The following is a 25,086-nucleotide window of genomic DNA, read 5'->3' on the forward strand; positions in this document are numbered from 1 at the left end:
TTGCTGATAATCTGTTGACTTCAGTCTGACACCACAAGCACCCACACGAATTGCTTGATTCAGTTGTTAAAGAGCGGTTGGTTAAGATCTTTCGTCTCAACCGAGGCGCGCATTCTACAGCGTCCTCTGTATCTGTCAAGCGGTTATTTCAAGAAGTTTTCAAAGTTTCCTTTGCAACTTCAACCACTTGCGCTTCGATCAACTTCGCGTTGCTCGTCAGCGCGAGGCGAATTCTACAGCGTTACAACCGCATGTCAAACTCTTTTTTCTCACCGCTGTCGATCAACTTTCAATCGACCTCCTTCCTCGCTGACTCTCTTCGAGAAAACCTTGCAACCTGTTGATCTACAACGCTTTTTCGTTTCCGTCTGCGCCGGAAGTGGGGCGAATTATAGACGCCTGAGAAACCACGTCAACCGTTAATTTCAAAAACATTCAAATCGAACCCATCAGGCCCAAAATGCTGCTCTATATATAGAGGAAGCCAGTTTTATGAGGGGCGACAACCACATGGGCAATATATTGCGCAACCTTGAATTATTCAGCATCATATAGCACACGCCCCAACGACCGTCTTCAGGATACATCCCCCTAAATGTCTGCACACCCAAACAAACTCAGCGCTCTCCTGTTCCCGCTGGGACTGCTGATCATTGCGATGATCTCGATCCAGAGTGGCGCGTCCCTGGCAAAGACCTTGTTCCCGGTTGTGGGCGCTCAGGGAACAACAGCCCTACGGCTCATCTTCGCCAGTCTCATCATGCTGGTAGTGCTGCGTCCTTGGCGCGCACGCCTGACCGCGCGCTCGCTGCGCACGGTGGTGATTTATGGCATCGCGCTCGGCGGCATGAATTTCCTCTTCTATATGTCGTTGCGCACCGTCCCGCTGGGTGTAGCTGTGGCGCTCGAGTTCACAGGGCCACTGGCAGTCGCCCTGATTTCGTCACGTAAACCCATCGACTTCGTGTGGGTCACACTGGCGGTCATTGGTATCCTGCTACTTCTTCCGATAGGCGAGTCGAACACCAGAATCGACCTGACAGGCGTCGCTTATGCACTGGGCGCTGGCGTCTGCTGGGCAGCCTACATTCTGTTCGGACAGCGGGCCGGTGCGGACAACGGCATTCAGACTGCAGCTCTGGGTGTGATGATCGCCGCTATTTTCATTGCTCCTATTGGCGTAGTGCACGCGGGGGCAGCGCTGCTGGACATTTCGCTACTGCCTGCCGCGCTCGGAGTCGCCGTACTTTCGACCGCCCTGCCCTACAGCCTGGAGATGGTTGCCCTGACTCGCATGTCAGCAAGGACATTCGGTACGCTGGCCAGCCTTGAGCCGGTTGTCGCTGCACTGTCAGGCCTTGTCTTTTTGCATGAAAACCTGACGCTGACCCAATGGCTGGCCATTGGCGCAATCATTGTTGCGTCCATTGGTGCGACCCTTAACTCAGCGCAATCCAAGCCACAACTGGTCCCTGCAGACTGACGACCAGCACAGGAGAAATAATAAGGCACTAGCATTTGTCACGCGCTTGAGCCATGTTTAACCATGGCTGATCCCGAATTCGAGATTCCCGATTACACCTGCACAGGTCACATCGACGCACGCAGGTAGCGCGTTCAAGTAATGGCTTGCTCAAGGAAAGGAATGAAATACATTTTTATCGTATTAGCCATGCTGGCGATGGCAGGTTGCGCAGCGACGTCCAAACCGGTCAAGCAAGGCAAGCGCGGCATCCACATCAATTGCTCAGGGCTGTCCTCATCCTGGGCCAAGTGCTACGAATTGGCGACCAACGCCTGCACCTCCAGGACATTCAAGATTATCGCCAAGTCCGGCGACGCGGCCGAAGATCCGGAGGACTATCCATTCGGTCTGAATCCGGCCGGTTACACCAGTCGAAGCATGATCATCGTCTGCAAGAAAAGCACGCCGTTGACCGATCAGTTGCCGCAGTCCTGAAGCGCGGCAACTGAGATCTTGATCTCAGACTTCGGTGGTTCGATCACGCAGCCACTGCAGCGCAGCGCCCGTCACAAGCGGACTCAAGCGCTCATTGACGTGTGCATGGTAGCCATTCAACCAGTCACGCTCCTCTCTGTTCAACATCGAAAGATCAATGCACCGCGTGTCGATGGGGCACAACGTCAGTGTCTCGAACTTCAGGAATTCGCCGAACTCGGTTTTCCCAGCCTCCTGATTGATCACGAGGTTTTCGATGCGCACGCCCCATCTACCCGGCCGGTACGTTCCCGGCTCAATCGATGTAATCATCCCCGGCAACATGGCAGTCTGCGGTGTCGCGGGAGCCTGATACGCTATGACCTGCGGACCTTCGTGCACATTGAGGAAGTAGCCTACGCCATGCCCGGTTCCATGACCGTAATTGACGCCCTCGGTCCAGAGCGGAGCGCGCGCTATGGCGTCCAGCAGAGGCGACAGAATGCCTTTGGGAAAATGCGTACGTGACAGCGCGATCACACCCTTTAGTACCCGCGCGCAATCCTGCTTTTGCTCAGCCGTCGGCGTACCTATAGCGACCATGCGGGTGATGTCGGTGGTACCGCCAGGATATTGTCCGCCCGAATCGATCAGCAACAGGCCGTCACCCTCGATTTGCGAATGCTCGCCTTCAGTGGCCCGGTAATGTGGCATGGCTCCATTGGCATTGAAACCGGCAATCGTGGCGAAGCTCGGCGAGACGTAACCCGGACGCCGCTCCCGAGCCTGGGTAAGCACTTCGTCGATGGTCAATTCGCTGATCGGTTGCTGGCCGATTGCGCTGTCCAGCCAGGCGAAAAATTCGCACAGGGCAGCGCCATCCTGCTCCATGGCTTGGCGAATGTGCCGAGCATCGGTATCTGTCTTCTGCGATTTGAGCAACGTGCTCGGGTTAAGTCCCTCGACCAGGGTGACTTCGCTGTCCAGGTAATCAAGCAGCCCGCAGGTGACACGTGCCGGATCAATCAACAGTCGCGCGTCCTTGGGCAACTCGCGCAAGGCAGCGCCGATCTGCGTGTATTCCATCAGATTGACGCCATCACGCCCAAGACGATCGCGCAAGTCGTCGCTCACCTTGGTCGAGTCGACAAACAGCGTCACGCTCTGAGGACCGATCAAGGCGAAGGAAATGAATACCGGGTTATAGGAAACATCAGATCCGCGCAGGTTGAACAGCCAGGCGATGTCGTCCAGTGTCGGGATAAAATGCCAGTCTGCATCCCGCTCTTTCATGGTCTCACGGACACGACTCAGCTTGTCCTGCCGCGACAGTGATGCATAAGGTGCCAAGTGTTCGTAGACAGGATTCACCGGCAACGAAGGACGATCCTGCCACAGCTCGGTCAGTAGATCGATGTCCGTACGCAGACGTGCGCCGCGCGCATAAAGCTTGCTCGCCAGCGACCTTGAGGAAGCGACGGCCAACACTGCGCCATCAACCGCCACTACCGTATCAGTCCGAGCCTGATCGGCAAGCCACTCAAGCGGTCCCTGCTGACCTGGCAACAACTTCACCAATTCGATGCCGCTGCCGGCCAGTTCCTTGGTGGCCTGCTCCCAGTAGCGACTGTCAGCCCAGACACCCGCGAACTCCTGGGTGATGATCAGCGTACCGACCGAGCCATGAAACCCGGAAAGCCACTGGCGCCCTTGCCAGTAGCCAGGCAGATATTCAGAAAGATGAGGGTCCGCAGACGGCACCAGGTAGGCATCGATCAGCTCTGCGCTCATCAAGGCGCGCGTTCGCGCCAGTCGTTCTGCCACCGCTGTACTGGCTTTGGCTTGCTTACTCATGGGTTCTCCTGCTGACCGAAAATGACGACTGCTATCGGTCAGATAATGGAGCACTCATCACGCCTGAGCAACCGCCCAGAACGCCGGTTGAGCTACGCAGGCGCGTATCGACTCAACGGCCTTGTCGATATCCTGCTCGCGGGTGAAACGCCCGATGCTGAGACGGATCGTCTGGCTGGCTGCCTGCGGGCTGTGGCCAAGCGCAAGCAAGACATGGGATGGCGTGTTCTTCGCCGAGTTACAGGCCGAGGTAGACGAGAAGGCAAGACGCTGTCCAAGCGCAGACACATTCAGATCATATTTTCCGAAAGTCAGACTCAGCGTATGGGCAACCCGTCGGGATGGACTGCCATTGATACAGATACCCGGAATGCTTGTCAGTTGCTTACGCAAAAGACCGTTCAGCCGCTCAAGTTCGGCAATTTCCCTATCAAACGCCTCGCCCGCCAGCTGGAACGCTGCACCCATGCCTGCGATCTGGTGGGTGGCCAGTGTGCCGGAACGCATACCGCATTCATGCCCGCCGCCGTGAATCTGCGCAAGAACACGTTGTTGAGCACGCGTTCCGACATACAGGGCACCGATACCCTTGGGGCCGTAGATCTTGTGTGCGGAAAACGACATCAGGTCTACCGCAAGCTTGCTCAGGTCAATTCTTACCTTTCCGGCACCCTGTGCGGCATCCACATGAAAAAGCGCGCCGTGGCCACGCACTCGCCGGCCAATCTCGGCAATATCGTTGACTGTGCCCAGTTCGTTGTTCACCAGCATCAGCGACACCAGAAAGGTGTCCTCGCGCAGAGCAGCGCTGACCGCGTCAGCACTGATCAGGCCGTCGGCGTCTGGCGCGAGACAGGTGACTTCGAAGCCGCCAGCCTGCAACTGCTGAGCAGTATCCAGAATGGCCTTGTGCTCGATCTGACTGGTTATGATGTGGCCACCGGTCTGTGCAAGGCGCTGAATACGCTCCTGGGCGACACCCTTGAGCGCCAGGTTGTTGGATTCAGTCGCTCCGGATGTCCAGATGATCTGTTCTGCCTGGGCACCGACAAGCCCGGCCACTTGCTGGCGAGCACTCTCGACTGCATGGCGGGCGTTCTGCCCGAAAGAATGCGAGCTGGAAGCGGGATTACCGAAGTTTCCGGAAGTGCCCAGACACTCGACCATCACCTTGATCACGCGGTCGTCCACAGGTGTGGTAGCCGCGTAATCGAAATACAGCACTGACTCTTTCATGAACATTCCTCTTGATAACACAACCTGCCTGACAGGCTGCCTGCTGACTCGACACGTGCGTCATCGGCACATGACGCTGACCCAGCACAAAACGGGTACGTTACAGACCATGAGCGCCATAATGCATGAATACCCATAGAACTAAAAATTATCAATTAGCATTTAAATATATCTTTATAGAATATAAAAGCATTCCGATTGTCAATCCAGCCCTCACAGGCGTCGCCCTTTAAGCCTACCAAGTGGCTCGACCGCCCCTCAGACATTATCGGCCGTCTTCAAGGGCGCATGATTCAACGTTGTAGAAAGCATGAGCAAAAAACGCTCCAGAAAGGGTTGACCATTCGCTGATCGCATCGTTTGAAACGAGTGCGAGCTCCGGCGCCTTAGCCCCCCTGATGTCCACTCCGAGGAATTTTGAATCACTTGCTGTTCAATTTACTGACACAAGACGTTTTGTAAAAACACTCAAAGCACGTCAATTTAGCGCCCTGTCATTTCGCTGACTTTTTGACGCCCTTTTAAATCAGATGGTTACCCGTTAACTGAGGCCATTTATCAAAAATTTAACAGAAAGCTGACGAAATAATTTGACAGAATCGCTGACGCTACCAATATATAGGGCAGTCAGACGCAACCGGGTTTGTACGCCACTGCCACCGCGCAGTGCGCCGGATGTTGTCAGCCGTGACTGTTGTCGTATTTGCCCACGAAGTTAGTTGTTTCCAAGGCACCCTGTTGGTGCCGGCGGACGTCTGTTGACTCACATAAACCCACGAATAACTGAACGCGTTCGGTGTGGCGGTAGCATTGCCTGAAGCAATTCTTCGCCTGGAACGCAGACGGGTATTCATCGGCGTGGGCATTCCCCTGGAAATGATGCACAGCATGGATCGCATGATTCGGGCGGTAGCGTGCCTGATGACAGGCCCCACCTGACCCGCCGCGCTGCACGGATCAGCGCAAAACAAATGCCGCCTCCAGGGCCAGCCGCGCGCAACTCGTGGTTCCGGCTATGAACTTCCCCTTAAGCCACACATTGATCCACAGAAACATGGAGGCTTCGATGATTAACGTGACCAAGACCTACCTGGGCGATATCGACACGTTCAAACGGTACGTAGAGGGCATCTATGCGCGCGGCTGGCTGACCAATCATGGTCCACTCGCGGGCGAACTGGAGGACCGTCTCAAGGATTACCTGGGCGTTCGACACATCATCCTGACAAACAATGGCACCCTGGCCTTGCAGGTCGCCTATCGTGCGCTGGGCCTGAGCGGCAGCGCCGTGACCACTCCTTTCAGCTTCGTCGCCACCAGCAGTTCACTGCAATGGGAAGGTATCAAACCCATCTTTGCCGACATCGATCCCGATACCTGGAACATTTCTCCCGCACAGATTGAAAGCAGCATCGCCGAGGACACAACGGCCATCGTCGGCACCCACGTTTTCGGCAATCCCTGTGACGTGCAAGCTATCCAGCAAATAGCCCATGCGCACAAGCTCAGGGTGGTCTATGACGGCGCGCATGCCTTTGCTGTGCGCCATGCCGGTGAATCAGTGCTTAACTGGGGCGATATCAGCACCCTCAGTTTTCACGCCACCAAACTGTTCCACACCATCGAAGGCGGCGCGATCATCACCAACGATGACGCACTGGCAAGGCGCGCTTACCTGCTATGCAACTTCGGTATCGCCGACCTCGACAAGATTGACGGTATTGGTATCAACGCCAAGCTCAACGAATTCTCTGCCGCCATGGGGCTGTGCATTCTGGACAACATCGGCAGCATTCTCGATGAACGCGCCGAAATTGCGCACCGTTACACGGTGCGGCTGGAAAGCTACATGGACCTGCAAAAACCCCAGGCTGACAGCGACCTGAACCACAGCTACTACCCGATCGGCTTACGCGACGAACAGGAGTTACTGCGCGTACGCACAGCGCTCAATATCAGCAAGATCAACCCGCGCCGGTATTTCTACCCATCCCTGGACACCCTTGAATACCTGCAACCCCAGCCAGGTCAGCCGGTTTCAAGGGCACTGAGTGAGCGGGTGCTGTGCCTGCCCATCTATCCTGGCTTGCAACACAGTGATCAGGAGCGCGTCATCCAGACGCTTCTCGAGTCCTGCGCGCCGGAATACGCAAGCTGCCAGAGCCCCGCAATCGCTCAGGCCATCTGATGGCAAGCTCAGTCAGACCTTCGGTCATTCGCAGCACTGTCCTGAATTATGTCGGTCAGGCCTATGTGCTTGTCATCGGGATAGTGATCCTGCCTTTCTATCTGGGCCACCTTGGGGCAGAGGCTTATGGGCTGATCGGTTTCTTCACGGTGCTACAGGCCTGGCTGCAGTTGCTCGATGCGGGACTGTCCCCTTGTCTGGTACGCGCGGTTGCCCATCAGCAAGGGACATCGGCCAGCCAATACGCCCTTGGAAGATTGCTGCGCTCATTCGAGCTGATCTTCCTGCCGATGACGGTGATCAGTTGTCTGGCGATTCTGGCGGCGAGTCCATGGATCGCCAGCCAATGGCTTAACGCCAACAACCTGCAACCGCAAACGGTTACCCACTGTATTGCGCTGATGGGCGTCGTCATTGCCTTGCGCCTTTTTTCGACCCTCTACAAAAGTGGCATTCAGGGGCTTGAGCAGCATGGCTGGCTGAATGCAGCCAACGCATTCATAGCCACTCTGCGCTACTTCGGTGGTCTGTTGCTGGTCAGCCAGGTGTCCCAGGCCCCCCAGGACTTCTTTGCCTTTCAGGTGCTCGTCGGCCTGATAGAAGCGTTAATGTTTGCCAGCAGGGCCTGGCAACAAATGCCGGTCGCGACCTGGCGGACTGGCTTTGACTGGCAACAGGTCAGACCGATGTTGCCGTTCGCCGCCAGCCTGTCTCTGAGCGCAGTGCTGTGGATCGTGTTGACGCAAATCGACAAGGTACTGCTGTCGAAAATGCTGCCGCTGGATCAGTACGGCTATTTCTCGCTGGTCGCCCTGATCACGACCGGCATCATGATGCTGACCAACCCCTTGGTACAAACCTTGTTGCCGCGTCTGACCGTACTGCTGTCGGAGGGTCGTCACGATGAAATGCACTCGTTGTTCCTGGCGGCCAACCGGTTTGTCTGCACCTTTCTCTTCCCGCTGGCAGCGGTCATCGCCCTGCATGCCGAGCCGCTTGTTCTGGCCTGGACAGGTGACGCAGATGCCGCCCGCTGGAGCGGTTCGATCCTGAGCTGGTATGCATTGGGCAGCGCGATCCTCGCTGCCAGCGCGTTTCAGTTCTACCTGCAGTACGCCTACGGTCAGATGCGCCTGCACCTCTGGTACAGCGTCATTTCGGCGCTGGTCACCGTCCCGGTGATGTTTCTGGCGATTCATCATCAAGGCGTCCATGGCGCGGCGCTGGCCTGGTTTTCCCTGCGAGCAGTGTCATTCGCGGTCTGGCCAATGATTGTTCATCAGCGGCTGGCGCCTCGCATTCATGGGCAATGGCTGCGCGACATTCTGCGTATCAGCGTCATGACTGCGGCAGGCCTTGCCATCAGCGAGCCGGTGTTTCGGCTGATCGCCGACCAGAGCCGCATCAGCCTGTTGCTGGCGCTGGCCGCAAGCGGCTTTATCACGCTCGCACTGGTCGCTGCGAGCTACAGGCCACTGGTGTTGAAGATTTACATCCTGTTCAGCAAACCGAGTACATGAGCCATGGACGTCACTGCAAAAACACCCGGCAAGACCGACCTGGGGCCGCCGCTGCTGAGCATTGTCTGCCCGGCCTACAACCAGGCGGCTTTCATCGCCCAGACACTGAACGGGTTTCTGTCGCAGCAGACCTCGTTCAGCTACGAGATTCTGATTCACGACGACGCTTCGACGGACGACACTGCACGCATCATCGCGCAATACACCGAACGGCATCCGACGATCATTCGACCCTTCTACCAGCAGGTCAATCAGTACAGCCAGGGGATCCCCTGCGTCCCGGACCTGTTCGCCAGGGCACGTGGTCGCTACATCGCCTACTGCGAGGCCGACGACTACTGGACCGACCCACGCAAGCTGCAACTGCAAGTCGACTTTCTCGAGAGCCATCCGGACTACGTCATCACCTATCACGATGCCGTGGCGTTCGACCAGAACGGTGAGTACGGCGTGCAGCTGCAAGGCGAGCTGCGCACTGACGCCACAGGACTGCAACTGCAACAGGCGCGGCCGATCTCGACCCTGACCACCTGTTTTCGAAACCTCTTCTGCAGCATGCCGCCCGAATTGCACATCCGCATCGCCCCGCTCAACGATATGTGCTGGTGGTCGCTGCTGGGGGCGCATGGCAAAGGCAAGTTCATGGCCGAAATCAAACCAGCGGCCTATCGAATTCATCCGGGCGGCGTGTTTTCGATGCGCAGTCACAAGCGCAAGCTGCACATGAGTCTGCAGACCTGTTCGAGCCTGGCCAATTACTACAACCGAATGGGCAACCAGCAGTTGTACGAATACTTTCTGATGCAGACGGTCTGCCTGTCGTTGTCGGCACTGGCGCCTCGCCACAAGCTGCAGACACTCTTGAAAGTGGTGCGCAACTTCACGGTCAACTTGAGCAAACGGCTCTTGCATCCTCACGGCAAAGCCCATGTTCAGTAACGTGCTGGTGGTGTGCGTGGGCAATATCTGCCGCAGCCCGATGGCCGTGGCAATGCTGGAGCAGCGCCTCGCGGCAGCCGAGGTTCGAGTTCGGTCGGCGGGCATCGCGGCACTGACCGGTTCGACCATGGACACGCTGGCCAAGGCGGTCCTGCAATCGCATCGCGTGCCTGTCAGTCGTCACGAAGCTCGGCAGGTCACCCGGCTACTGCTGCGTGAGGCTGATCTGATCCTGCTCATGGAGCATGCCCACATGCTCAAGATCCTCGCGTTGGCGCCGGAAGTTCGCGGCAAGACATTTTTGATCGGCAAGTGGCAGCAACCGCCCGAAGTCGCCGACCCCTACCAGCGGCCCAAGTCAGCTTTCGAACAGACCTACCAGCATCTTTCGCGATGCGTTGACGACTGGCTTCCTCATCTTCAGTCAGGAGAACAAGATAAATGACCGTCATGAACCGTCCTTCCCTGGATTACTACCAGGACACCCGGATCGATCTGGCAACTATCTTGCGCATGTTGTTCGATCACAAAAAGCTGATCATCTGGATCGTCAGCCTGTTTTTCATGGTGGGTCTTGCCTACGCCGTGCTCGCAACCCCAGTCTTTCGAGCAAGCGCCATGATCCAGATCGAGCCCAAGAAGGTCGGCATTGAAGGAACGCCCGAGGTCAATAACAAGCCGTCATCGGTGTCACAGGCCACTACCGAGATTGAGCTGATCAAATCCCGCGCCTTGCTGGGCAAGGTGGTCGATGACCTGAAACTCAATCTGGTGCAGACCCCGGACTTCTTTCCTGTTATTGGCCCTTACCTGCACCGCACGTTCAAGCCTGACTACAAGGGCGCACTCGCCGAGCCTGTGGCTGGCCTGACGCAATACGCCTGGGGCGGGGAAAAAATAGATGTCTTTCAGTTGGAAGTGCCCGAAGCGCTACTGGGTGAAAAACTGACGTTGGTCGCGGACAGACCTGGCGTTTTTTCGCTGTATGACCCCGACCACAATCTGCTGCTCAGTGGCGCCATCAACCGTACGGTCGAAGGCAACGGCGTGAAGATTCAGGTCGCGACACTGCACGCACGTCCCGGCACTGAATTCACAGTGTCCAGACTGCGGACCCTGAGCGCTGCGTTGCTCTATCAGAACCGTCTCAAGATCACTGAAGCGGGCAAGGACTCGGGCATCATCTATCTGTCCATCGAAGACCAGGATGCCGCCCGGGCCAATGGCATTCTGGATGAAGTCAGCCAGCTGTATGTGCGCCAGAACGTCGAACGCAGTTCAGCTGAAGCGGCGCAGCGCCTGCAATTTCTGCGTTCGCAACTGCCGATGGTACGCAAGCAGCTGGAAGAGTCGGAGGTTGCGTTAAACAAGTTTCAGACCAGCGCCAAATCGGTGGACCTGAGCATCGAAACCAAAGGCGTGCTCGATCAGGTCGTCAAGCTTGACTCGATGCTTTCGGAACTCAAGCTCAAGCGTGTCGAACTGGAGCGGCTGTACACCCAGGAGCACCCGACCTATCGCAGTCTGGTCAGCCAGATGAGCCAGCTGGAGCAACAGAAACAGGGTCTGCTGAAAAAAATCGAAGCCCTGCCGCTGACTCAGCAGGAACTGCTGCGCCTGACTCGCGACATGCAGGTCACCAGCCAGACCTACACATTAATGCTCAACAAAAGCCAGGAGCAGGACATTCTGCGCGCGGGCAGCATCGGTAACGTCAGGGTGATCGACAACGCCGACACCAACGTGGAAAAACCAGTCAAACCCATGAAAACGCTGGTGGTGCTGTTCGCTACGCTGCTCGGGATGCTCGTGGCGGTCACTATCGTCTTCATACGTCAGGCCTTTTATCGCGGCGTAGAAAGCGCCGAGGCTATCGAAAACAGCGGCATGCCGGTCTACGCCTCACTGCCTTACTCGCGTCAGCAGGAGCGGCTGGAAAAGAACGTCAAAAGCAACAACGCGCCCAAGGACTCAAAGCTGCTCAGCGTCGCGGCACCCAACGAGCTGGCAATCGAATCGTTGCGCAGCCTGCGCACCAGCCTGCACTTTGCAATGCTCGAAGCACGCAATAACGTGTTGATGATTTCCAGCCCATCGCCGGGCGTCGGCAAGTCATTCGTGTCCAGCAACCTGGCCGCAATCATTGCCCAGACCGGCAAACGGGTGCTGCTGATCGACGCTGACATGCGCAAGGGCTACCTGCACCGTATCTTCGGCCTGCAGCCCAAACATGGCCTTTCCGACACGCTGGCTGCGCGTCTCAAATGCACCGAGGTCATCAACCACACACAAATACGGCACCTGGATTTCATCTCCTGCGGTTTCACAGCGCCCAACCCTTCGGAGCTGCTGATGCATGACAACTTCAACAGGATGCTGACCGAGCTCTCGCCGCTCTACGACCTGATTCTGGTCGACACACCTCCGATTCTCGCGGTCACCGACGCCACGCTGGTAGGACGCCAGGCCGGTACCTGCCTGCTGGTTGCGCGCTTCGGCCTGACCACCATCAAGGAAATAGAAGCGTGCAAACGTCGGCTCGGCCAGAACGGCATCCTGGTCAAGGGCGCCATTTTCAATGCAGTCGAGCGCAAGGCAACCACCTCTGACTACGACTGTGCTGCGTACGGATACAACTACCACCCGGTCAGCAAGTAAACCGCCCCGAACCGTTCAGCCCCGTTCAGACCTCAAGACTTAAAAGGAATTAATCATGGCCAGAACCGTTGCAATGATGCAGCCCTACCTGTTCCCTTATCTGGGGTATTTCCAGCTCATCGCCGCTGCCGATGTCTTCGTCCTCGGCGATGACCTGCAATACATCCGCGCAGGCTGGGTCAACCGGAACCGGATCCTCAGTAACGACCAGGCCAGGCTGATCACTTTCCCGCTGAAGAAGGCCCATTTCGAGTTGCCCATCATGCAGCGCAGCCTGATCGACAACTTCCCGCAAGAGGCTGACAGGATTCTCAACGCCATCACCCTGAACTACCGAAAGGCACCGTTTTTCGCCAACGTGATGCCGTTCCTGGAACGCCTGATTCGCCACCCGCAACAGAACCTGGCGCTGTACATCGAACATTCTCTGCGCGAGTTGTGCACCTTTCTGCAGATCGACACGCCGATCCTGCGCGGCTCTGATCTTGGCGTCACAGGCCGCATCGATAAACAGGATCGAGTGATCAGGATCGCGCGCGAGTTGTCGGCCACCTCTGTCCTCAACCCATTGGGCGGCATGCAACTCTATGACCGCGACCACTTCGCGCGTAACGGTCTGCTGCTGCGCTTTTTCAATCCGCGCCCATTCAAATACCCGCAGTTGAACCTGCCCTTTGTCAGCGACCTGTCGATTATCGATGTACTGATGTTCAACAGCGTCGAACAGATCCAAGCGCTGCTCGTGTCTCACGACAGAGGCGAAATCAAGGCCGCGAACGATGCCTGCCTGTTGCTGCCACTTGATGCGCAACCTTCCCGCTCTTCACACCTTGCAGCGGAGTGACCCATGTCTCTATCCGATAACCCCGCACGCTGGTACCTGATCCAGACCAAGCCGCGTCAGGAAACCCGAGCCGAAGAGCATTTGCAGCGCCAGCATTTCGAGTGCTACCGCCCACTCAGGTCCGAAGAGAAAAAACGCACCACCAGATCGCCCGCCGACGAGGCGTTGTTTCCAGGCTATCTGTTCATCCGCATGGACCAGGTGCATGACAACTGGTACCCGATTCGCTCCACACGGGGCGTCGCACGCATCGTGACCTTCGGCGGGCATCCGGTGCCAGTGCAGGATGAGCTCATCGAACAGATCCGCCAACGTCTGGCGAAGCCAGCGCCGCGGCTGATGTTCACCCATGGCGAACCTGTGCTGATCAAGACCGGAGGGTTCAGCGATGTCGAGGCGATTTTCGTCGCAGCCGACGGAGCCGAACGTGCGGTCATCCTGCTCACCATGCTGCAACGCCAGCAAAAGGTCGTGCTGCCACTCAGCAGTCTGGCGCGCCGGGAAATCCGGGCCTGAGGGATGTCGGCAGCATTCCTTTCACCTTGCTATCGGAACCCGATCATGAACCACCCGACGACCCTGGTGACGCTCACCTATGGCGACCGTTTCAACTATCTGCACACGCTGGTCAGCCGTTCGCTGGAAAGCCCGCTGATCGAGCGGGTCATCATCGTCAGCAATGCATCGGTTGCTCCGCTGCAAGACCTCTGTGAGCAGTGGCCGGATCAGGTTCAGGTGATCTGGCTGAAGGACAACACAGGATCGGCACAGGGTTACTCGGTCGGTATTCAGGCTGCGCTGGACGCCGGTGCCGAGTACATCTGGCTGATGGACGATGACAATGCACCGACCATCAACGCCATTGAGGTGTTGCACCGCCAATTGCAGGAACGCGAGAAAATCGACGGCAGGGACAAGGCAGCCGTGATCGGCTTCCGTCCAACCCATCAGGCCGACATTGCGTCGGGAGTGCCACGTCGTTTTGCCATTCAGCGCCGGTCGAGCTTCTTCGGCTTTCACATTGCTCATCTGCCTTACAAGCTCTGGCGGCGCCTGCCCTGGGGTCGGCCCCAAGCGATACGCGGCACGCAGAATATGGTTCAGTTGCCCTTCGCGACCTACGGAGGACTGCTGGCGCATCACAGCCTTTACAGAAAGATCGGCCTGCCGCTGGATGCCTTGAAACTGTACGCTGATGACAGCGAATACACGTGGCGGATCACCGCCGGTGGCGGGCGGATTTTTCTGGTGCCTGACGCGTTGCTTGATGACCCGGAAGACTCCTGGAATATCAAGGCACGAACCCGCAACGTCTACGAAAACTATCTGCTGGCAGGCTCTGACCTGCGCGCCTACTACGGCGCACGCAACCAGGCCTGGTTCGACAAAAACATCTGGGCCTCTTCGCCACTGGTCTACCGACTCAACCGCTGGGTGTTTTTCTGCCTGCTGCGTTTGATCGCCAACCGTTGTGACGCAACAAAACGGCTGAGCCTGATCGAGCAAGCCATCAAGGATGGAGAGGCTGGCGTGTTGGGACTGAACAGGTCATATCCCCTATGAAAATTCTCTTCATCAGCAGTCTCTATACGCCGGACGTCGGGGGCGGCGCAGAGATCATTCTGCAGCGCACCACTGAAGGCCTGCACCAGCGCGGCTACAAAGTCGCTGTATTATCGACCACCGAAAAACCAGGGCTGCACGTCAGCACTGTCAATGAGGTCAAGGTCTATCGCGCAGGACTGCACAATCTGTACTGGCATTTCAGCGCTCGGCGCCCTGGCCGCTTGCTCAGGCTGGGCTGGCACCTGCGTGACCGTTACAACGCAAGCATGCGCGAATACGTGAGCCGGGTACTGGAGTTCGAGAAGCCCGACCTCGTGGTGTGCCATAACCTGACGGGCTGGTCGGTCTCTGCCTGGGACGAGATCACAGCGTCGGGCCGCCCGATCATTCAGGTGCTGCACGACTTTTACTTACTGTGCCCCAGCAGCACCATGTTCAAGAAAGGCAGCAGTTGCCAGCGCCAGTGCGTCATGTGCAAGCGGTTTCGCAAAGACCACGATCAGCGCTCGTCTCAAGTGGCAACGGTGGTAGGCGTCAGCCGTTTCATGCTCGACACACTCCAGGCCCAGGGTTATTTCACGGGCGCTCGCGGCTATGTCGTGCACAACGCCAGCCCGATCCCGATCATGGAGCCGTTAAAGGCAATTGGTGGGGCGGCGCAGCCGACTCCTGCCAGTGTACCGCTGCGCTTTGGCTACCTCGGCACCCTGTCTGACAACAAGGGCGTGGGCTGGCTGATCGAACAGTTCCAGCATTTGCCGTTCAACGCCACGCTGAAAATTGCCGGACGCGGACAACTGCAGGATGAAAAACGCTTTCGGGCGATGGCCACCTCGCCCTCTATCAGTTTTGTCGGCTATCAGCGTCCCGAAGATTTCTACAACACCATCGACGTGGCGATAGTGCCTTCCATCTGGAGCGAGCCGTTTGGCATGGTCGCAGTGGAAGCCTGTGCTTATTCACGCCCGGTCATCGCCAGCCGAATGGGCGGGTTGACCGAGATCATTCAGGATCATCTGAACGGCTTGCTGTGCAGCCCCGACGACCCGGATTCGCTGGGCTTGGCAATGCTCAAGCTGCATCAACAGCCGAAACTGCTCAAGCGTCTCAGTGCACAGGCCCGCAACAGCGTCGCATCGCTTTTGAGCCTGGAGCTGATGCTGGACCAGTACGAAAGCATCTTCGACCAGACCCTGTTGGACAGCATTCTGTCGGCCGGCGGGCATCCGTTACCGAACCCGGTTTGACGAAGCGCCAGGCACATCGACTCCACGTCGCCTACATGCCTGATTCTGACTCGCCAGCTTCCAATCAGACCTTTACCGATGCGGGGCCATGGCAGCTCGCTCTACGAGAACCAGGCCAAACCGCGCCACCCCGGCGTACGACAGGCGTTTGGCAATTACGCGGAGCTTGTCACGCGTTCACTGAGCAACAGGTACGTCTCGTCGCGTTTCCAAAAGTCATCAGCCTGGGCAGCAGACCCGCGCTGCTTGCCCGACAGGTCGGGGTCGCCGGGCAGGAAGCCTCAAGCACCCGCACATTCACTACATCTCCAATGACTTTGCAGGATGCTTGAAATGATCGTTATCAATTCACGGTTTCTCACTCAGGACGTCAGCGGTGTGCAGCGCTATGCCGAACAGATGTGCATGGCCTTGAAAAAGATCCGCAACGACCTGGTGTTTGTCGCGCCTCGCGGCATCAGGCTCCACGAAAGTGCCAGAGCACTGGACGTACAGTGCATCGGCTACAACACCGGGCATCTATGGGAGCAACTGGACCTGCCGCTGTACCTGCGGCGCAAGGGCAGCCCGTTGCTGGTTTCGATCTGCAGTACCGGGCCAATGTTCTACCGCAACCAGATTGCCACGCATCACGACATCAACTACGTCAGGTATCCGCAAAGCTACACGCGCCTGTTCCGGATGGCCTATCGGACTATCACGCCAGTGCTGCTTTCGCGGATCAGGACACTGGTCACCAGCAGCAATTTCTCGAAGGGTGAAATTTCGCAGTTCTACAACTTCCCCGAGAGCAAGGTGCTGGTCGTACCAGCGGCGGTAAGCGACCTCTTCCAGCCGTCAGGCTCTTCAGGCGACGCGCAAAAATATCTGCTGGCCGTATCGTCTCCCGCCGCGCACAAGAATTTCAGCCGGATGATCCAGGCGTTCCTGAGCCTGCGTGACCATACCGACGTGCAGTTGCACATCGTTGGCGCAGCCGCAGGAGTATTCGCCGACCCGAACCTGCAACGTCTGGCCTGTCGCGATCCACGCATCCGTTTTCTGGGCCGCCTCAGTGATGCTGAGCTGATCAAGCAGTATCAGGGCGCGACCGCCTTCGTGTTCCCTTCTTTATATGAAGGTTTCGGCATTCCGCCACTGGAGGCACAGGCGTGCGGTTGTCCGGTGCTGGCGGCCAACGCCGCGTCGATCCCGGAGGTCCTGCAGGCGAGCGCCCTGTATTTCGACCCGCTGGATGTCAGCCACATGGCGGCCGCGATGCAACGTGTACTGACCGATGCGCCGTTACGCCAGGCCTTGCGCCTGCATGGCCTGCATAACGTGAAGCGCTTCTGCTGGGATCTTTCGGCTCAGCGGCTTTGCCAGCGCATTGATGCCCTGCAGGAGCAACAACCTCAGGCCGTGCAGCGTCCCGAACCGGTTTCCCCGGAATCGTCTTCAAGCAAACCCTGACCCTGACAGCAACGCCAAGTCGCGCCCTGCCGCGCCTGAAGTAGAGCGAGCGAATACAGCAAGGAAACTCCATGAAAATCGCTATCGTCCACGACTGGCTGGTGACCTACGCCGGTGCAGAGCGCGTGCTGGCTTCACTGATCAACATCTGGCCCGACGCCGACCTGTTTGCAGTCATTGATTTCCTGAGCAACGAAGATCGAGCGCATCTGGGCGGCAAGGTGGCAAAGACCACCTTCATTCAGAATCTGCCGGGAGCACGCAAACGCTATCAGCGCTATCTGCCACTGATGCCGCTTGCCATCGAACAGCTGGACCTGTCGGGCTACGACCTGATCATCAGCAGCAGTCATGCGGTGGCGAAAGGCGTACTCACCGGGCCGGACCAACTGCACATCAGCTATGTGCACTCGCCGATCCGTTACGCCTGGGACCTGCAGCATCAGTACCTGAAAGAAGCGGGCCTGAGCACCGGTATCAAAAGCCGCCTGGCGCGCATGATCCTGCATTACATCCGCATGTGGGACCAGCGCACATCGACCGGCGTCGATGCATTCATCGCCAATTCAGCCTTTATCGGAGCGCGTATCTGCAAAGCCTACCGGCGCGATTCTACGGTTATCTATCCACCGGTAGACACCGCAAGGTTCACGGCACAAGGCACTCGGGAAGACTTCTATTTCAGTGCCTCTCGCATGGTGCCTTACAAGCGAATGCCGATGATTGTCGAGGCGTTTGTGGCCATGCCGGACAAACGCCTGATCATGATCGGCGACGGTCCCGACCTAGTTAGGGCGCAAGCCATCGCCCAGGGTGCGCCCAACATAACGCTGATGGGCTTTCAACCATCCGCCGTGCTGCTCGAGCATATGCGCAAGGCCAAGGCCTTTGTCTTCGCAGCGGAAGAGGACTTTGGCATCAGCCCGGTCGAAGCACAGGCCTGCGGTACACCAGTGATCGCGTACGGCAAGGGAGGCGTGCTGGAAACCGTGCGCGGGCTCGATAACCCATACCCCACCGGGGTGTTTTATCCGCGGCAGAGCGTGGCGTCACTGATCGATGCGATTGGCGAATTCGAAGCTGCGCAGTCACGCATCACCGAGCAGGCCTGCAGAAAGAACGCCGAACGCTTCTCGAATGTGCGCTTCGAGCAGGAGATCAAAGCATTCGTCGAAAACCGCCTGACTGCCGAGCTCATGGCCCGCTTGCCTTCCCAGTACTGGATACCGCCCGCCTCGCCGGAGCTTGCCAGCGAACTGCCGTCCCGAGTCGTTCCTATCAAATCCGTTTGAGCGAGCCACCTCATGCGCACCTCCGTTCGCGGCATCCTTCACGCCCACCAGTCAGCGCTGTCGCTTGCCCATCGTCTGCTGGACCTGACCGTTATTGTGCTGATCGGCTACTGGCAAACCAGGCAGACGCAGATCAGCAGCAGTGAAACCTGGCTCCCGATCATCCTTGCGGTGCTGGTGTTCCATTGGGTCAGTGAATACCACCAGCTGTATGGGTCCTGGCGCGGCGAACGCATCCTGCGGGAGCTGACACGCGTATTCAATTACTGGGCGTTGACGTTCATCATTTTAATGTCGGTCGACTACCTGTTGCTCAAGCAGATCAGTCTGCCTGATAACGGTCAGATGGCCTGGTTCGCGCTGGTGCTTACGGTGTTGTGCGGCTATCGCCTGCTGATCAGGCACGTTCTGCACAGCTTGCGACGGCACGGTTTCAATACCCGTCGAGTGGCGATTGTCGGCACCGGCCAGGTCGGCGCACGGCTGGCCCAGACCATATCCAGCGCGCCATGGATGGGGCTCAATCTGCTGGGCTTCTACGATGCACATCCACAACAGATGGACCTGAACGCACAAGGCCGCCAGCCACCGGTGCTGGGGGATCTCGACCAGTTGATCGAGGACGCCCGCGAAGGGCGGATCGACAAGGTGTACATCACCCTGGCGTTCAGCGCCGAACCGCACCTGCGAGAACTCATCGCCGGGCTGAGCGACACCACCGCATCGGTGTATCTGGTGCCTGACGTGTTCATGTTCGAACTGCTGCATGCGCGCAGCGAGAGCATCAACGGGCTGGCCAGCATCAGCATTTTCGACTCGCCCATGGACGGCGCCTGGAGCCTGGTCAAGCGCGCCGAAGACATTCTGTTGTCCAGTCTGATCCTGCTGTTGATCGCGTTGCCGCTGCTGCTCATCGCGGCTGCCATCAAACTCACCTCATCCGGTCCGGTGCTGTTTCGTCAACGCCGTTACGGGCTGGATGGCCGTCCAATCATGGTCTGGAAGTTTCGCAGCATGAGCGTTCAGGAAAACGGTGAGGTGGTACGCCAGGCAACCCGCAACGACGCACGCATCACACCGTTGGGGGCATTTCTGCGCCGCACTTCGCTGGACGAACTGCCACAGTTTTTCAATGTACTGCGCGGTGACATGTCCATCGTCGGGCCGCGCCCGCACGCCGTTGCGCACAACGAGCAGTACCGCAGGCAGGTCAGCGGCTACATGTTGCGCCACAAGGTCAAACCCGGCATCACCGGCTGGGCACAGATCAATGGCTGGCGCGGCGAAACCGACACGTTGGACAAAATGCGCATGCGCGTCGAGTTCGACCTGGAATACATCGAGCGCTGGACGATCTGGCTGGACCTGAAAATCATTCTGTTGACGCTGTTCAAAGGCTTTTTGAACAAAAACGCCTTCTGAATTACCCCATTTGACTTGACGACGGCTCCGGCAGCCATTGACCGGAGGGAGGTATGTGCGCGCGCTGAAAAACTTCACTCGGTAGACCGGTGTTGGAAAGGGATGCAATGAAATCATTCAGGTGCCAGAGGCACCTTCAGGAAGGAACACTCTTATGAATCGAACCCTAGTTGTCGTACTGCTCTCCAGTCTGATCCTGCAAGGATGTGCATTTGCCCCCGGCCAGCACATGACGCCGGACGATGTCACCGCCAACGACCCGAACGAGCCCAAGGCCCAGTTGGTGGCGATTACCCCGGGTAACCTCCAACAACAGCAGCAACATGCTGCGTCGGATGCCAGGGCGCTACCCCAGGAACTGCTCGACTACAAGACGCCCGAATACGTGGTCGGGCCTGGCGATACCCTGCTGGTCACCGTGTTCGAGCACCCCGAGCTGACCGCACCTGGCTCCCAGGACCAACTCGACGCCAATACGCGCGAAGTGCTGGGCGACGGCACGCTGTTCTTCCCTTATGTGGGCCGCATCATGGCGGGCGGCAAGACCGTCAGCCAGATCCGCGAACAACTGCGCATGGGGCTTTCTCCCCAATACACCGAGGTCAAGGTCGACGTCAAAGTCCTGCGCTACAACAGCCAGCGTGTATTGCTGTCGGGCTCGTTCAAGACGCCCGGCCCACAACCGATCACCAATATTCCGCTCAGCCTGGTACAGGCCGTCAGTATCGCTGGCGTCGACCTGACCGATGCCAACCTCGCCGGCCTGACCCTGCGACGCAATGGTCGGGACTACCTGATCGACATCGACGCGCTGAACCGCAAAGGCTCGCAACTGAGCAGGATTTTCCTCAAGGACGGCGACTACCTGCACCTCAACAGCAACTCCAGGAACAAGATCTATGTGCTGGGTGAAGTCCGTAATCCGCAGGTCATATCGTTCGGCACCACCAGCGTGACGCTGCTCGAAGCGCTGGGCACGTCGGGCGGACTGAGCCCGGAAAGTGCCGACGGTGACGCGGTGTATGTGATCCGCGGTGCGGAGAACATCGCCAATGCCACCTCGACCGTTTACCACCTGGCGGCCAAGAAACCTACCGCCTACCTGCTGGCCGGGCAGTTCGAACTCAAGGCTCAGGACGTGGTGTTCGTCGGACCTGCCGACATCACCCGCTGGAGCCGCTTTATCAGCCAATTGCTGGGCTCGGCCAGCGTCGTCCAGACGGGCGCAGCTTTCCGCAACTGATCACACTCTCCGCTCCGCCTTTGCCCGCGATTCCGATTGCGGTTTTTTTTTGCCTGCTGACTGCAAAAAAACTGTTGCCGGAGCAACAGTCATTCAACAGATATCTGCTTTTGCATCAGCACCTGCGCTGCAACGACGGACGCGATACGCACCGCAGCCGTCTGAACGGCGGTGTTTCAGAGGGCTACGACCGGCTTGGCACACAAGCTGCTTTGCAGACATACGCTTAACGTAAGGAATTTCCGCATGCTCGTTGTTTCACTTTCAGGCAGTCCATCCCCTAAATCCCGCTCCGGCGTTGTCCTCGCGCACGCCGGTCGCTGGCTGCAAAACCATGGTGTGGAAGTCACCACGCTGCGCATCCGTGATTTCAACGCGGAGGATTTGCTGTTCGCCAAATTCGACAGCCCGCAAGTGCTCGACTTCGTCGAAGCGGTCAGACAAGCCGATGGCTTGCTGATCGGGACGCCTGTCTATAAAGCCTCGTTTTCCGGCGCGCTGAAAACGCTGCTCGACCTGTTGCCCGAGCGCGCATTGCACGGCAAGGTAGTCTTGCCACTGGCTACCGGTGGCAGCATCGCGCATATGCTGGCGGTGGATTACGCCCTGAAACCGGTGCTTTCGGCGCTCAAGTCGCAGGAAGTGCTGCACGGCATCTTTGCGATAGATACCCAGATCAGCTATGGCGACAACGAGGAAGGCGGAACGCTGGACGACATTCTCACCGAGCGCCTGCACGAAGGGCTGGAACACTTTTACCTGGGCCTGCAACGCCGGTTGCAAGCCCGTCACAAGCAAGCCGGTGGTCACCTGCAACTGGCATTGTAAAATCGTGCGTGTGCGGCGAACTCAGTGCTCGATAAACAGCGGGTACAGCGACGCCACCAGCAGAACAGCCATGACGCCGTTGAAGATCCTCAGCCCGACCGGGTCGCGAAGCACATTACGCAACAGGCTGCCAAACCCTGCCCAAATGCCCACGCTGGGCAGGTTGATCAGCGCGAACACTGCAGAAATCACCACCACATTGGTGAAGTAGCCCTGCATCGGTGTGTAGGTACTGATCGCACCGATCGCCATGATCCAGGCCTTGGGGTTGACCCACTGAAAGAGTGCGGCAGACATGAAACTCAGCGGTTTGCTTCGCGTGCTGTCGGCATCGGAGGCAGGTCCCGACGTGGCGATTTTCCAGGCCAGATACAACAAATACGCGGCGCCTGCGTAGCGCAGAATGGTGTACAGGATCGGCCAGGCGTTGAAAACGCTGCCCAGGCCAAAACCCACCGACAGAACCAGAACGAAGAAGCCGATGCTGATGCCAAACATGTGCGGCAGGGTTCGACTGAAACCGAAGTTGACGCCGGAAGCCAGCAACATCATGTTATTGGGGCCAGGCGTTACCGAAGTAACCAGCGCGAACAAAGCAAAAGCCAGCAATAGATCGAGCGAGAGCGGCATACATCAGTCCATGGATGGTGAAGTCAGGCACCCCACCCTATCGAACGCTCGACAGGAAACACACGGACAGTTAAGAGAAAGTTTTTACCGTACAGTTTTTCTAAATCCAGATTTTCAGAAGACTGTTAGCCTTGCGGATTCTGCTGTGCGCCGCCCAGATCCACGCTGATTTCACCGCCCTGATCGAATTCCCGTGCTTGCTGAATCTGCGGATCAGCCAGCAGTTGCGCCTTGCGGGCCTGATACTCTTCAAACGACAGACCGCGACGGTTGAGATCTTCGAGCGCCAGTTGATGGCTTTCCTGCGCAGTGTAGGGACGCAACTCGACAGCATAATGAGTGGAGCAACCGGAAAGCAGTGCAACACTGAACGTCAGGACAAGGGCAAGGGCGAGCAAACGGTTCATCGGGGGCCTCCAGTTGGCTTCATTTCGGGAATGAAGCAAGGTTACGCCCGCCCTGATCGCGGCAAAAATCAACCGGCGTGATAGTGGCTATCGACTTTCTCGAGCGCTCTCGATCAGAACATCACGCAGGGCCTGAGCCGCAGCGGAAAGCTTGTGATCGGCCAGCATCATCAGCCCGATGCGCCGCTCGATACGGGGCTCGACCAATGCAACGCAGCGAGCGCCCAGCTCTTGCATCTGTTCGATGCATAACGACGGCACCGCACTCACTCCCAGACCGTTGGCAACCATGCGCCCGATCGTGGAGAGCTGATGGCTTTCAAAGGCGACTGAAAGCTTGCCATGTTGCGACTGCACAGCCTGCTCCAGCAGCAACCGCACGGCAGACGGCCGTTGCAGCGCAATAAAATCCTCGCCCAGCAGTTGCGCCCAGGAAACCTCTTCGAGCTCTGCCAACAGCGAGTCACTGGCCACCACAGCGACAAACCGGTCCAGGTAGAACGGCGTAAACAGCAAGGCATTGCTCGACTCGGGCTCGAACCCGATACCCAGTTCGACACGCCGATGCCGGACCATTTCCAGCACTTGTTCGTTGATGACATCGTGCACCGCGACATTGACTCGCGGATAACGACCACGAAACACCTTCAGCGCTTTGGGTAGAAGGTTGCCGGCAAACGATGGCATCGCCGCGACTGATACGCGGCCCATCTGCAACGTGAACCGCTGACGCAGCAACTCTTCGGTATTGTCCCAGTCGGCAAGCAGTTGACGAGCCAACGGCAACAAGGTCTCACCCTCAGGCGTCAGGCTCACGTTACGCGTGGTGCGAGTCAGCAACTGACCGCCCAGATCCTCTTCCAGGCTCTTGATCGCCAGGCTCAGCGCCGGTTGCGACAGGTGCAGACTCTCGCCTGCCTGGGCAAAGCTCAAGTACTGCGCAACGGCCAGAAAAGCGCGAAGCTGCTTCACGTTCATATATTTGATTTTCTTATCAATCGATCAGAAAAACAAAATTAACAAATCATTCAAGCCGAGAGAAGATGCACGCAACAGATCCTTCGACAGCCAGGCTGTCGGTCAACAACTATAAAAGGCGGATCATCATGGCTGGACTCGACAAACGCGTTGCGACCTACGAAGAGGCGCTCGCCGGACTGACCGATAACATGACCGTGCTGTGCGGAGGCTTCGGCTTGTGCGGCATCCCGGAAAACCTCATTGCGCAGATCAAGCGCATGGGCATCAAGGGCCTGACGGTCGTGTCCAACAACTGCGGCGTCGATGGCTTCGGGCTGGGCATCCTGCTGGAAGACCGCCAGATCCGCAAAATGATCTCGTCCTACGTGGGCGAAAACGCCCTTTTCGAACGCCAGTTGCTGAGTGGCGAACTGGAAGTCGAACTCACCCCCCAAGGCACCCTCGCTGAAAAGCTCCGCGCAGGGGGTGCCGGCATTCCTGCGTTCTACACAGCAACCGGTTATGGCACGCCGGTGGCCGAGGGCAAGGAAACCCGCCAGTTCAATGGCCGCAACGTCATTCTGGAAGAAGCCATTACCGGTGATTTCGCACTGATCAAAGGCTGGAAAGCCGACCACTTTGGCAATGTGATCTATCGTCATACCGCGCAGAACTTCAACCCGGTGGTGGCAACGGCAGGCCGTATCACGGTGGTCGAAGTCGAAGAAATCGTCGAGCCCGGCGTATTGCTGCCCACTCAGATCCACACGCCAGGCATCTATGTCGACCGAGTGATTCAGGGCACTTTCGAAAAACGCATCGAGCAGCGCACGATCAGAAAAGACTGATTCCGACGCGTTT

22 protein-coding genes are annotated in these 25,086 nt (G+C 57.8%); 17 read left to right on the forward strand and 5 right to left on the reverse strand.

Going from position 1 to position 25,086, the window contains the following annotated elements; translation table 11 throughout:
* The first annotated feature begins 595 nt into the window (after nucleotides 1–595).
* Both rhtA and KDX37_RS03680 read left to right on the forward strand, forming a co-directional pair.
* A complete protein-coding gene (rhtA, locus tag KDX37_RS03675) occupies nucleotides 596–1,483 on the forward strand; it encodes a threonine/homoserine exporter RhtA (protein WP_231651323.1) in 888 nt (295 codons plus the stop codon).
* A 162-nt stretch (nucleotides 1,484–1,645) separates the two neighbouring features.
* A complete protein-coding gene (locus KDX37_RS03680) occupies nucleotides 1,646–1,960 on the forward strand; it encodes a hypothetical protein (protein WP_231651324.1) in 315 nt (104 codons plus the stop codon).
* A 24-nt stretch (nucleotides 1,961–1,984) separates the two neighbouring features.
* Here KDX37_RS03680 and KDX37_RS03685 read toward each other — a convergent pair whose 3' ends face one another.
* Both KDX37_RS03685 and KDX37_RS03690 read right to left on the reverse strand, forming a co-directional pair.
* Nucleotides 1,985–3,793, reverse strand: coding sequence for an aminopeptidase P family protein (locus tag KDX37_RS03685; RefSeq protein ID WP_231651325.1), 1,809 nt, complete (start codon nucleotides 3,791–3,793; stop codon nucleotides 1,985–1,987).
* Nucleotides 3,794–3,850: 57 nt separating this feature from the next.
* A complete protein-coding gene (locus KDX37_RS03690; RefSeq protein ID WP_231651326.1) occupies nucleotides 3,851–5,029 on the reverse strand; it encodes a cysteine desulfurase family protein in 1,179 nt (392 codons plus the stop codon).
* Nucleotides 5,030–6,095: 1,066 nt separating this feature from the next.
* Between KDX37_RS03690 and KDX37_RS03695 the strand changes: the two genes are divergently transcribed.
* The 14 genes from KDX37_RS03695 (at nucleotide 6,096) to ssuE (ending at nucleotide 22,228) form a co-directional block, all read left to right on the forward strand.
* Nucleotides 6,096–7,217, forward strand: a complete 1,122-nt coding sequence (locus KDX37_RS03695; RefSeq protein ID WP_231651327.1) for a DegT/DnrJ/EryC1/StrS family aminotransferase — start codon at nucleotides 6,096–6,098, stop codon at nucleotides 7,215–7,217.
* Nucleotides 7,217–8,737 (forward strand): lipopolysaccharide biosynthesis protein, encoded by a 1,521-nt coding sequence (locus tag KDX37_RS03700; RefSeq protein WP_231651328.1) that lies wholly within the window; start codon nucleotides 7,217–7,219, stop codon nucleotides 8,735–8,737. The genes KDX37_RS03695 and KDX37_RS03700 overlap by 1 nt, the downstream gene beginning before the upstream one ends.
* A 3-nt stretch (nucleotides 8,738–8,740) precedes the next feature.
* Nucleotides 8,741–9,676 carry a glycosyltransferase family 2 protein gene (locus KDX37_RS03705; protein ID WP_231651329.1) on the forward strand — a complete coding sequence of 312 codons (936 nt, stop codon included), beginning with the start codon at nucleotides 8,741–8,743 and terminating at the stop codon, nucleotides 9,674–9,676.
* A complete protein-coding gene (locus KDX37_RS03710) occupies nucleotides 9,666–10,121 on the forward strand; it encodes a low molecular weight protein-tyrosine-phosphatase (protein ID WP_231651330.1) in 456 nt (151 codons plus the stop codon). Before KDX37_RS03705 ends, KDX37_RS03710 begins: the two co-directional genes overlap by 11 nt.
* A complete protein-coding gene (locus KDX37_RS03715; RefSeq protein WP_231651331.1) occupies nucleotides 10,118–12,334 on the forward strand; it encodes a polysaccharide biosynthesis tyrosine autokinase in 2,217 nt (738 codons plus the stop codon). The genes KDX37_RS03710 and KDX37_RS03715 overlap by 4 nt, the downstream gene beginning before the upstream one ends.
* Before the next feature lie 55 nt (nucleotides 12,335–12,389).
* A complete protein-coding gene (locus KDX37_RS03720) occupies nucleotides 12,390–13,178 on the forward strand; it encodes a WbqC family protein (RefSeq protein ID WP_231651332.1) in 789 nt (262 codons plus the stop codon).
* 3 nt (nucleotides 13,179–13,181) lie between these two features.
* The gene (gene rfaH / locus KDX37_RS03725; protein ID WP_231651333.1) at nucleotides 13,182–13,694 is read left to right on the forward strand and encodes a transcription/translation regulatory transformer protein RfaH; all 513 of its coding nucleotides are present in this window, start codon (nucleotides 13,182–13,184) and stop codon (nucleotides 13,692–13,694) included.
* A gap of 45 nt (nucleotides 13,695–13,739) precedes the next feature.
* On the forward strand, nucleotides 13,740–14,741 hold the full coding sequence (locus KDX37_RS03730; RefSeq protein ID WP_231651334.1) for a glycosyltransferase: 1,002 nt from the start codon (nucleotides 13,740–13,742) through the stop codon (nucleotides 14,739–14,741).
* Nucleotides 14,738–15,991, forward strand: coding sequence for a glycosyltransferase family 4 protein (locus tag KDX37_RS03735; protein ID WP_231651335.1), 1,254 nt, complete (start codon nucleotides 14,738–14,740; stop codon nucleotides 15,989–15,991). Before KDX37_RS03730 ends, KDX37_RS03735 begins: the two co-directional genes overlap by 4 nt.
* A gap of 333 nt (nucleotides 15,992–16,324) precedes the next feature.
* Nucleotides 16,325–17,443 (forward strand): glycosyltransferase family 4 protein, encoded by a 1,119-nt coding sequence (locus KDX37_RS03740; RefSeq protein ID WP_231651336.1) that lies wholly within the window; start codon nucleotides 16,325–16,327, stop codon nucleotides 17,441–17,443.
* A gap of 71 nt (nucleotides 17,444–17,514) precedes the next feature.
* A complete protein-coding gene (locus tag KDX37_RS03745) occupies nucleotides 17,515–18,735 on the forward strand; it encodes a glycosyltransferase family 4 protein (RefSeq protein ID WP_231651337.1) in 1,221 nt (406 codons plus the stop codon).
* A gap of 12 nt (nucleotides 18,736–18,747) precedes the next feature.
* Nucleotides 18,748–20,157 carry an undecaprenyl-phosphate glucose phosphotransferase gene (locus tag KDX37_RS03750; RefSeq protein WP_231651338.1) on the forward strand — a complete coding sequence of 470 codons (1,410 nt, stop codon included), beginning with the start codon at nucleotides 18,748–18,750 and terminating at the stop codon, nucleotides 20,155–20,157.
* Nucleotides 20,158–20,311: 154 nt separating this feature from the next.
* Complete coding sequence (locus KDX37_RS03755; protein ID WP_231651339.1) at nucleotides 20,312–21,400, forward strand: polysaccharide biosynthesis/export family protein; 1,089 nt, start codon at nucleotides 20,312–20,314, stop codon at nucleotides 21,398–21,400.
* 246 nt (nucleotides 21,401–21,646) lie between these two features.
* Complete coding sequence (gene ssuE, locus KDX37_RS03760; protein ID WP_231651340.1) at nucleotides 21,647–22,228, forward strand: NADPH-dependent FMN reductase; 582 nt, start codon at nucleotides 21,647–21,649, stop codon at nucleotides 22,226–22,228.
* A 21-nt stretch (nucleotides 22,229–22,249) separates the two neighbouring features.
* On the opposite strand, the gene KDX37_RS03765 is transcribed toward ssuE, so the two are convergent.
* From KDX37_RS03765 to KDX37_RS03775, 3 genes are all read right to left on the reverse strand, one after another.
* A complete protein-coding gene (locus KDX37_RS03765; RefSeq protein WP_231651341.1) occupies nucleotides 22,250–22,858 on the reverse strand; it encodes a LysE family translocator in 609 nt (202 codons plus the stop codon).
* Between the two features lie 125 nt (nucleotides 22,859–22,983).
* Nucleotides 22,984–23,265: a YgdI/YgdR family lipoprotein gene (locus KDX37_RS03770; RefSeq protein ID WP_231651342.1), complete on the reverse strand. Its 282-nt coding sequence runs from the start codon at nucleotides 23,263–23,265 to the stop codon at nucleotides 22,984–22,986.
* A gap of 87 nt (nucleotides 23,266–23,352) precedes the next feature.
* Entirely contained in the window at nucleotides 23,353–24,243 is an 891-nt protein-coding gene (locus KDX37_RS03775) for a LysR family transcriptional regulator (RefSeq protein WP_231651343.1), read from the reverse strand.
* 128 nt (nucleotides 24,244–24,371) lie between these two features.
* On the opposite strand from KDX37_RS03775, the gene KDX37_RS03780 reads away from it, so the two are divergent.
* Nucleotides 24,372–25,073 carry a CoA transferase subunit A gene (locus tag KDX37_RS03780; protein ID WP_231651344.1) on the forward strand — a complete coding sequence of 234 codons (702 nt, stop codon included), beginning with the start codon at nucleotides 24,372–24,374 and terminating at the stop codon, nucleotides 25,071–25,073.
* The last annotated feature ends 13 nt before the right edge of the window (nucleotides 25,074–25,086 follow it).

The sequence above is a fragment of the Pseudomonas californiensis genome, assembly GCF_021147775.1.
GTDB lineage: Bacteria > Pseudomonadota > Gammaproteobacteria > Pseudomonadales > Pseudomonadaceae > Aquipseudomonas > Aquipseudomonas californiensis.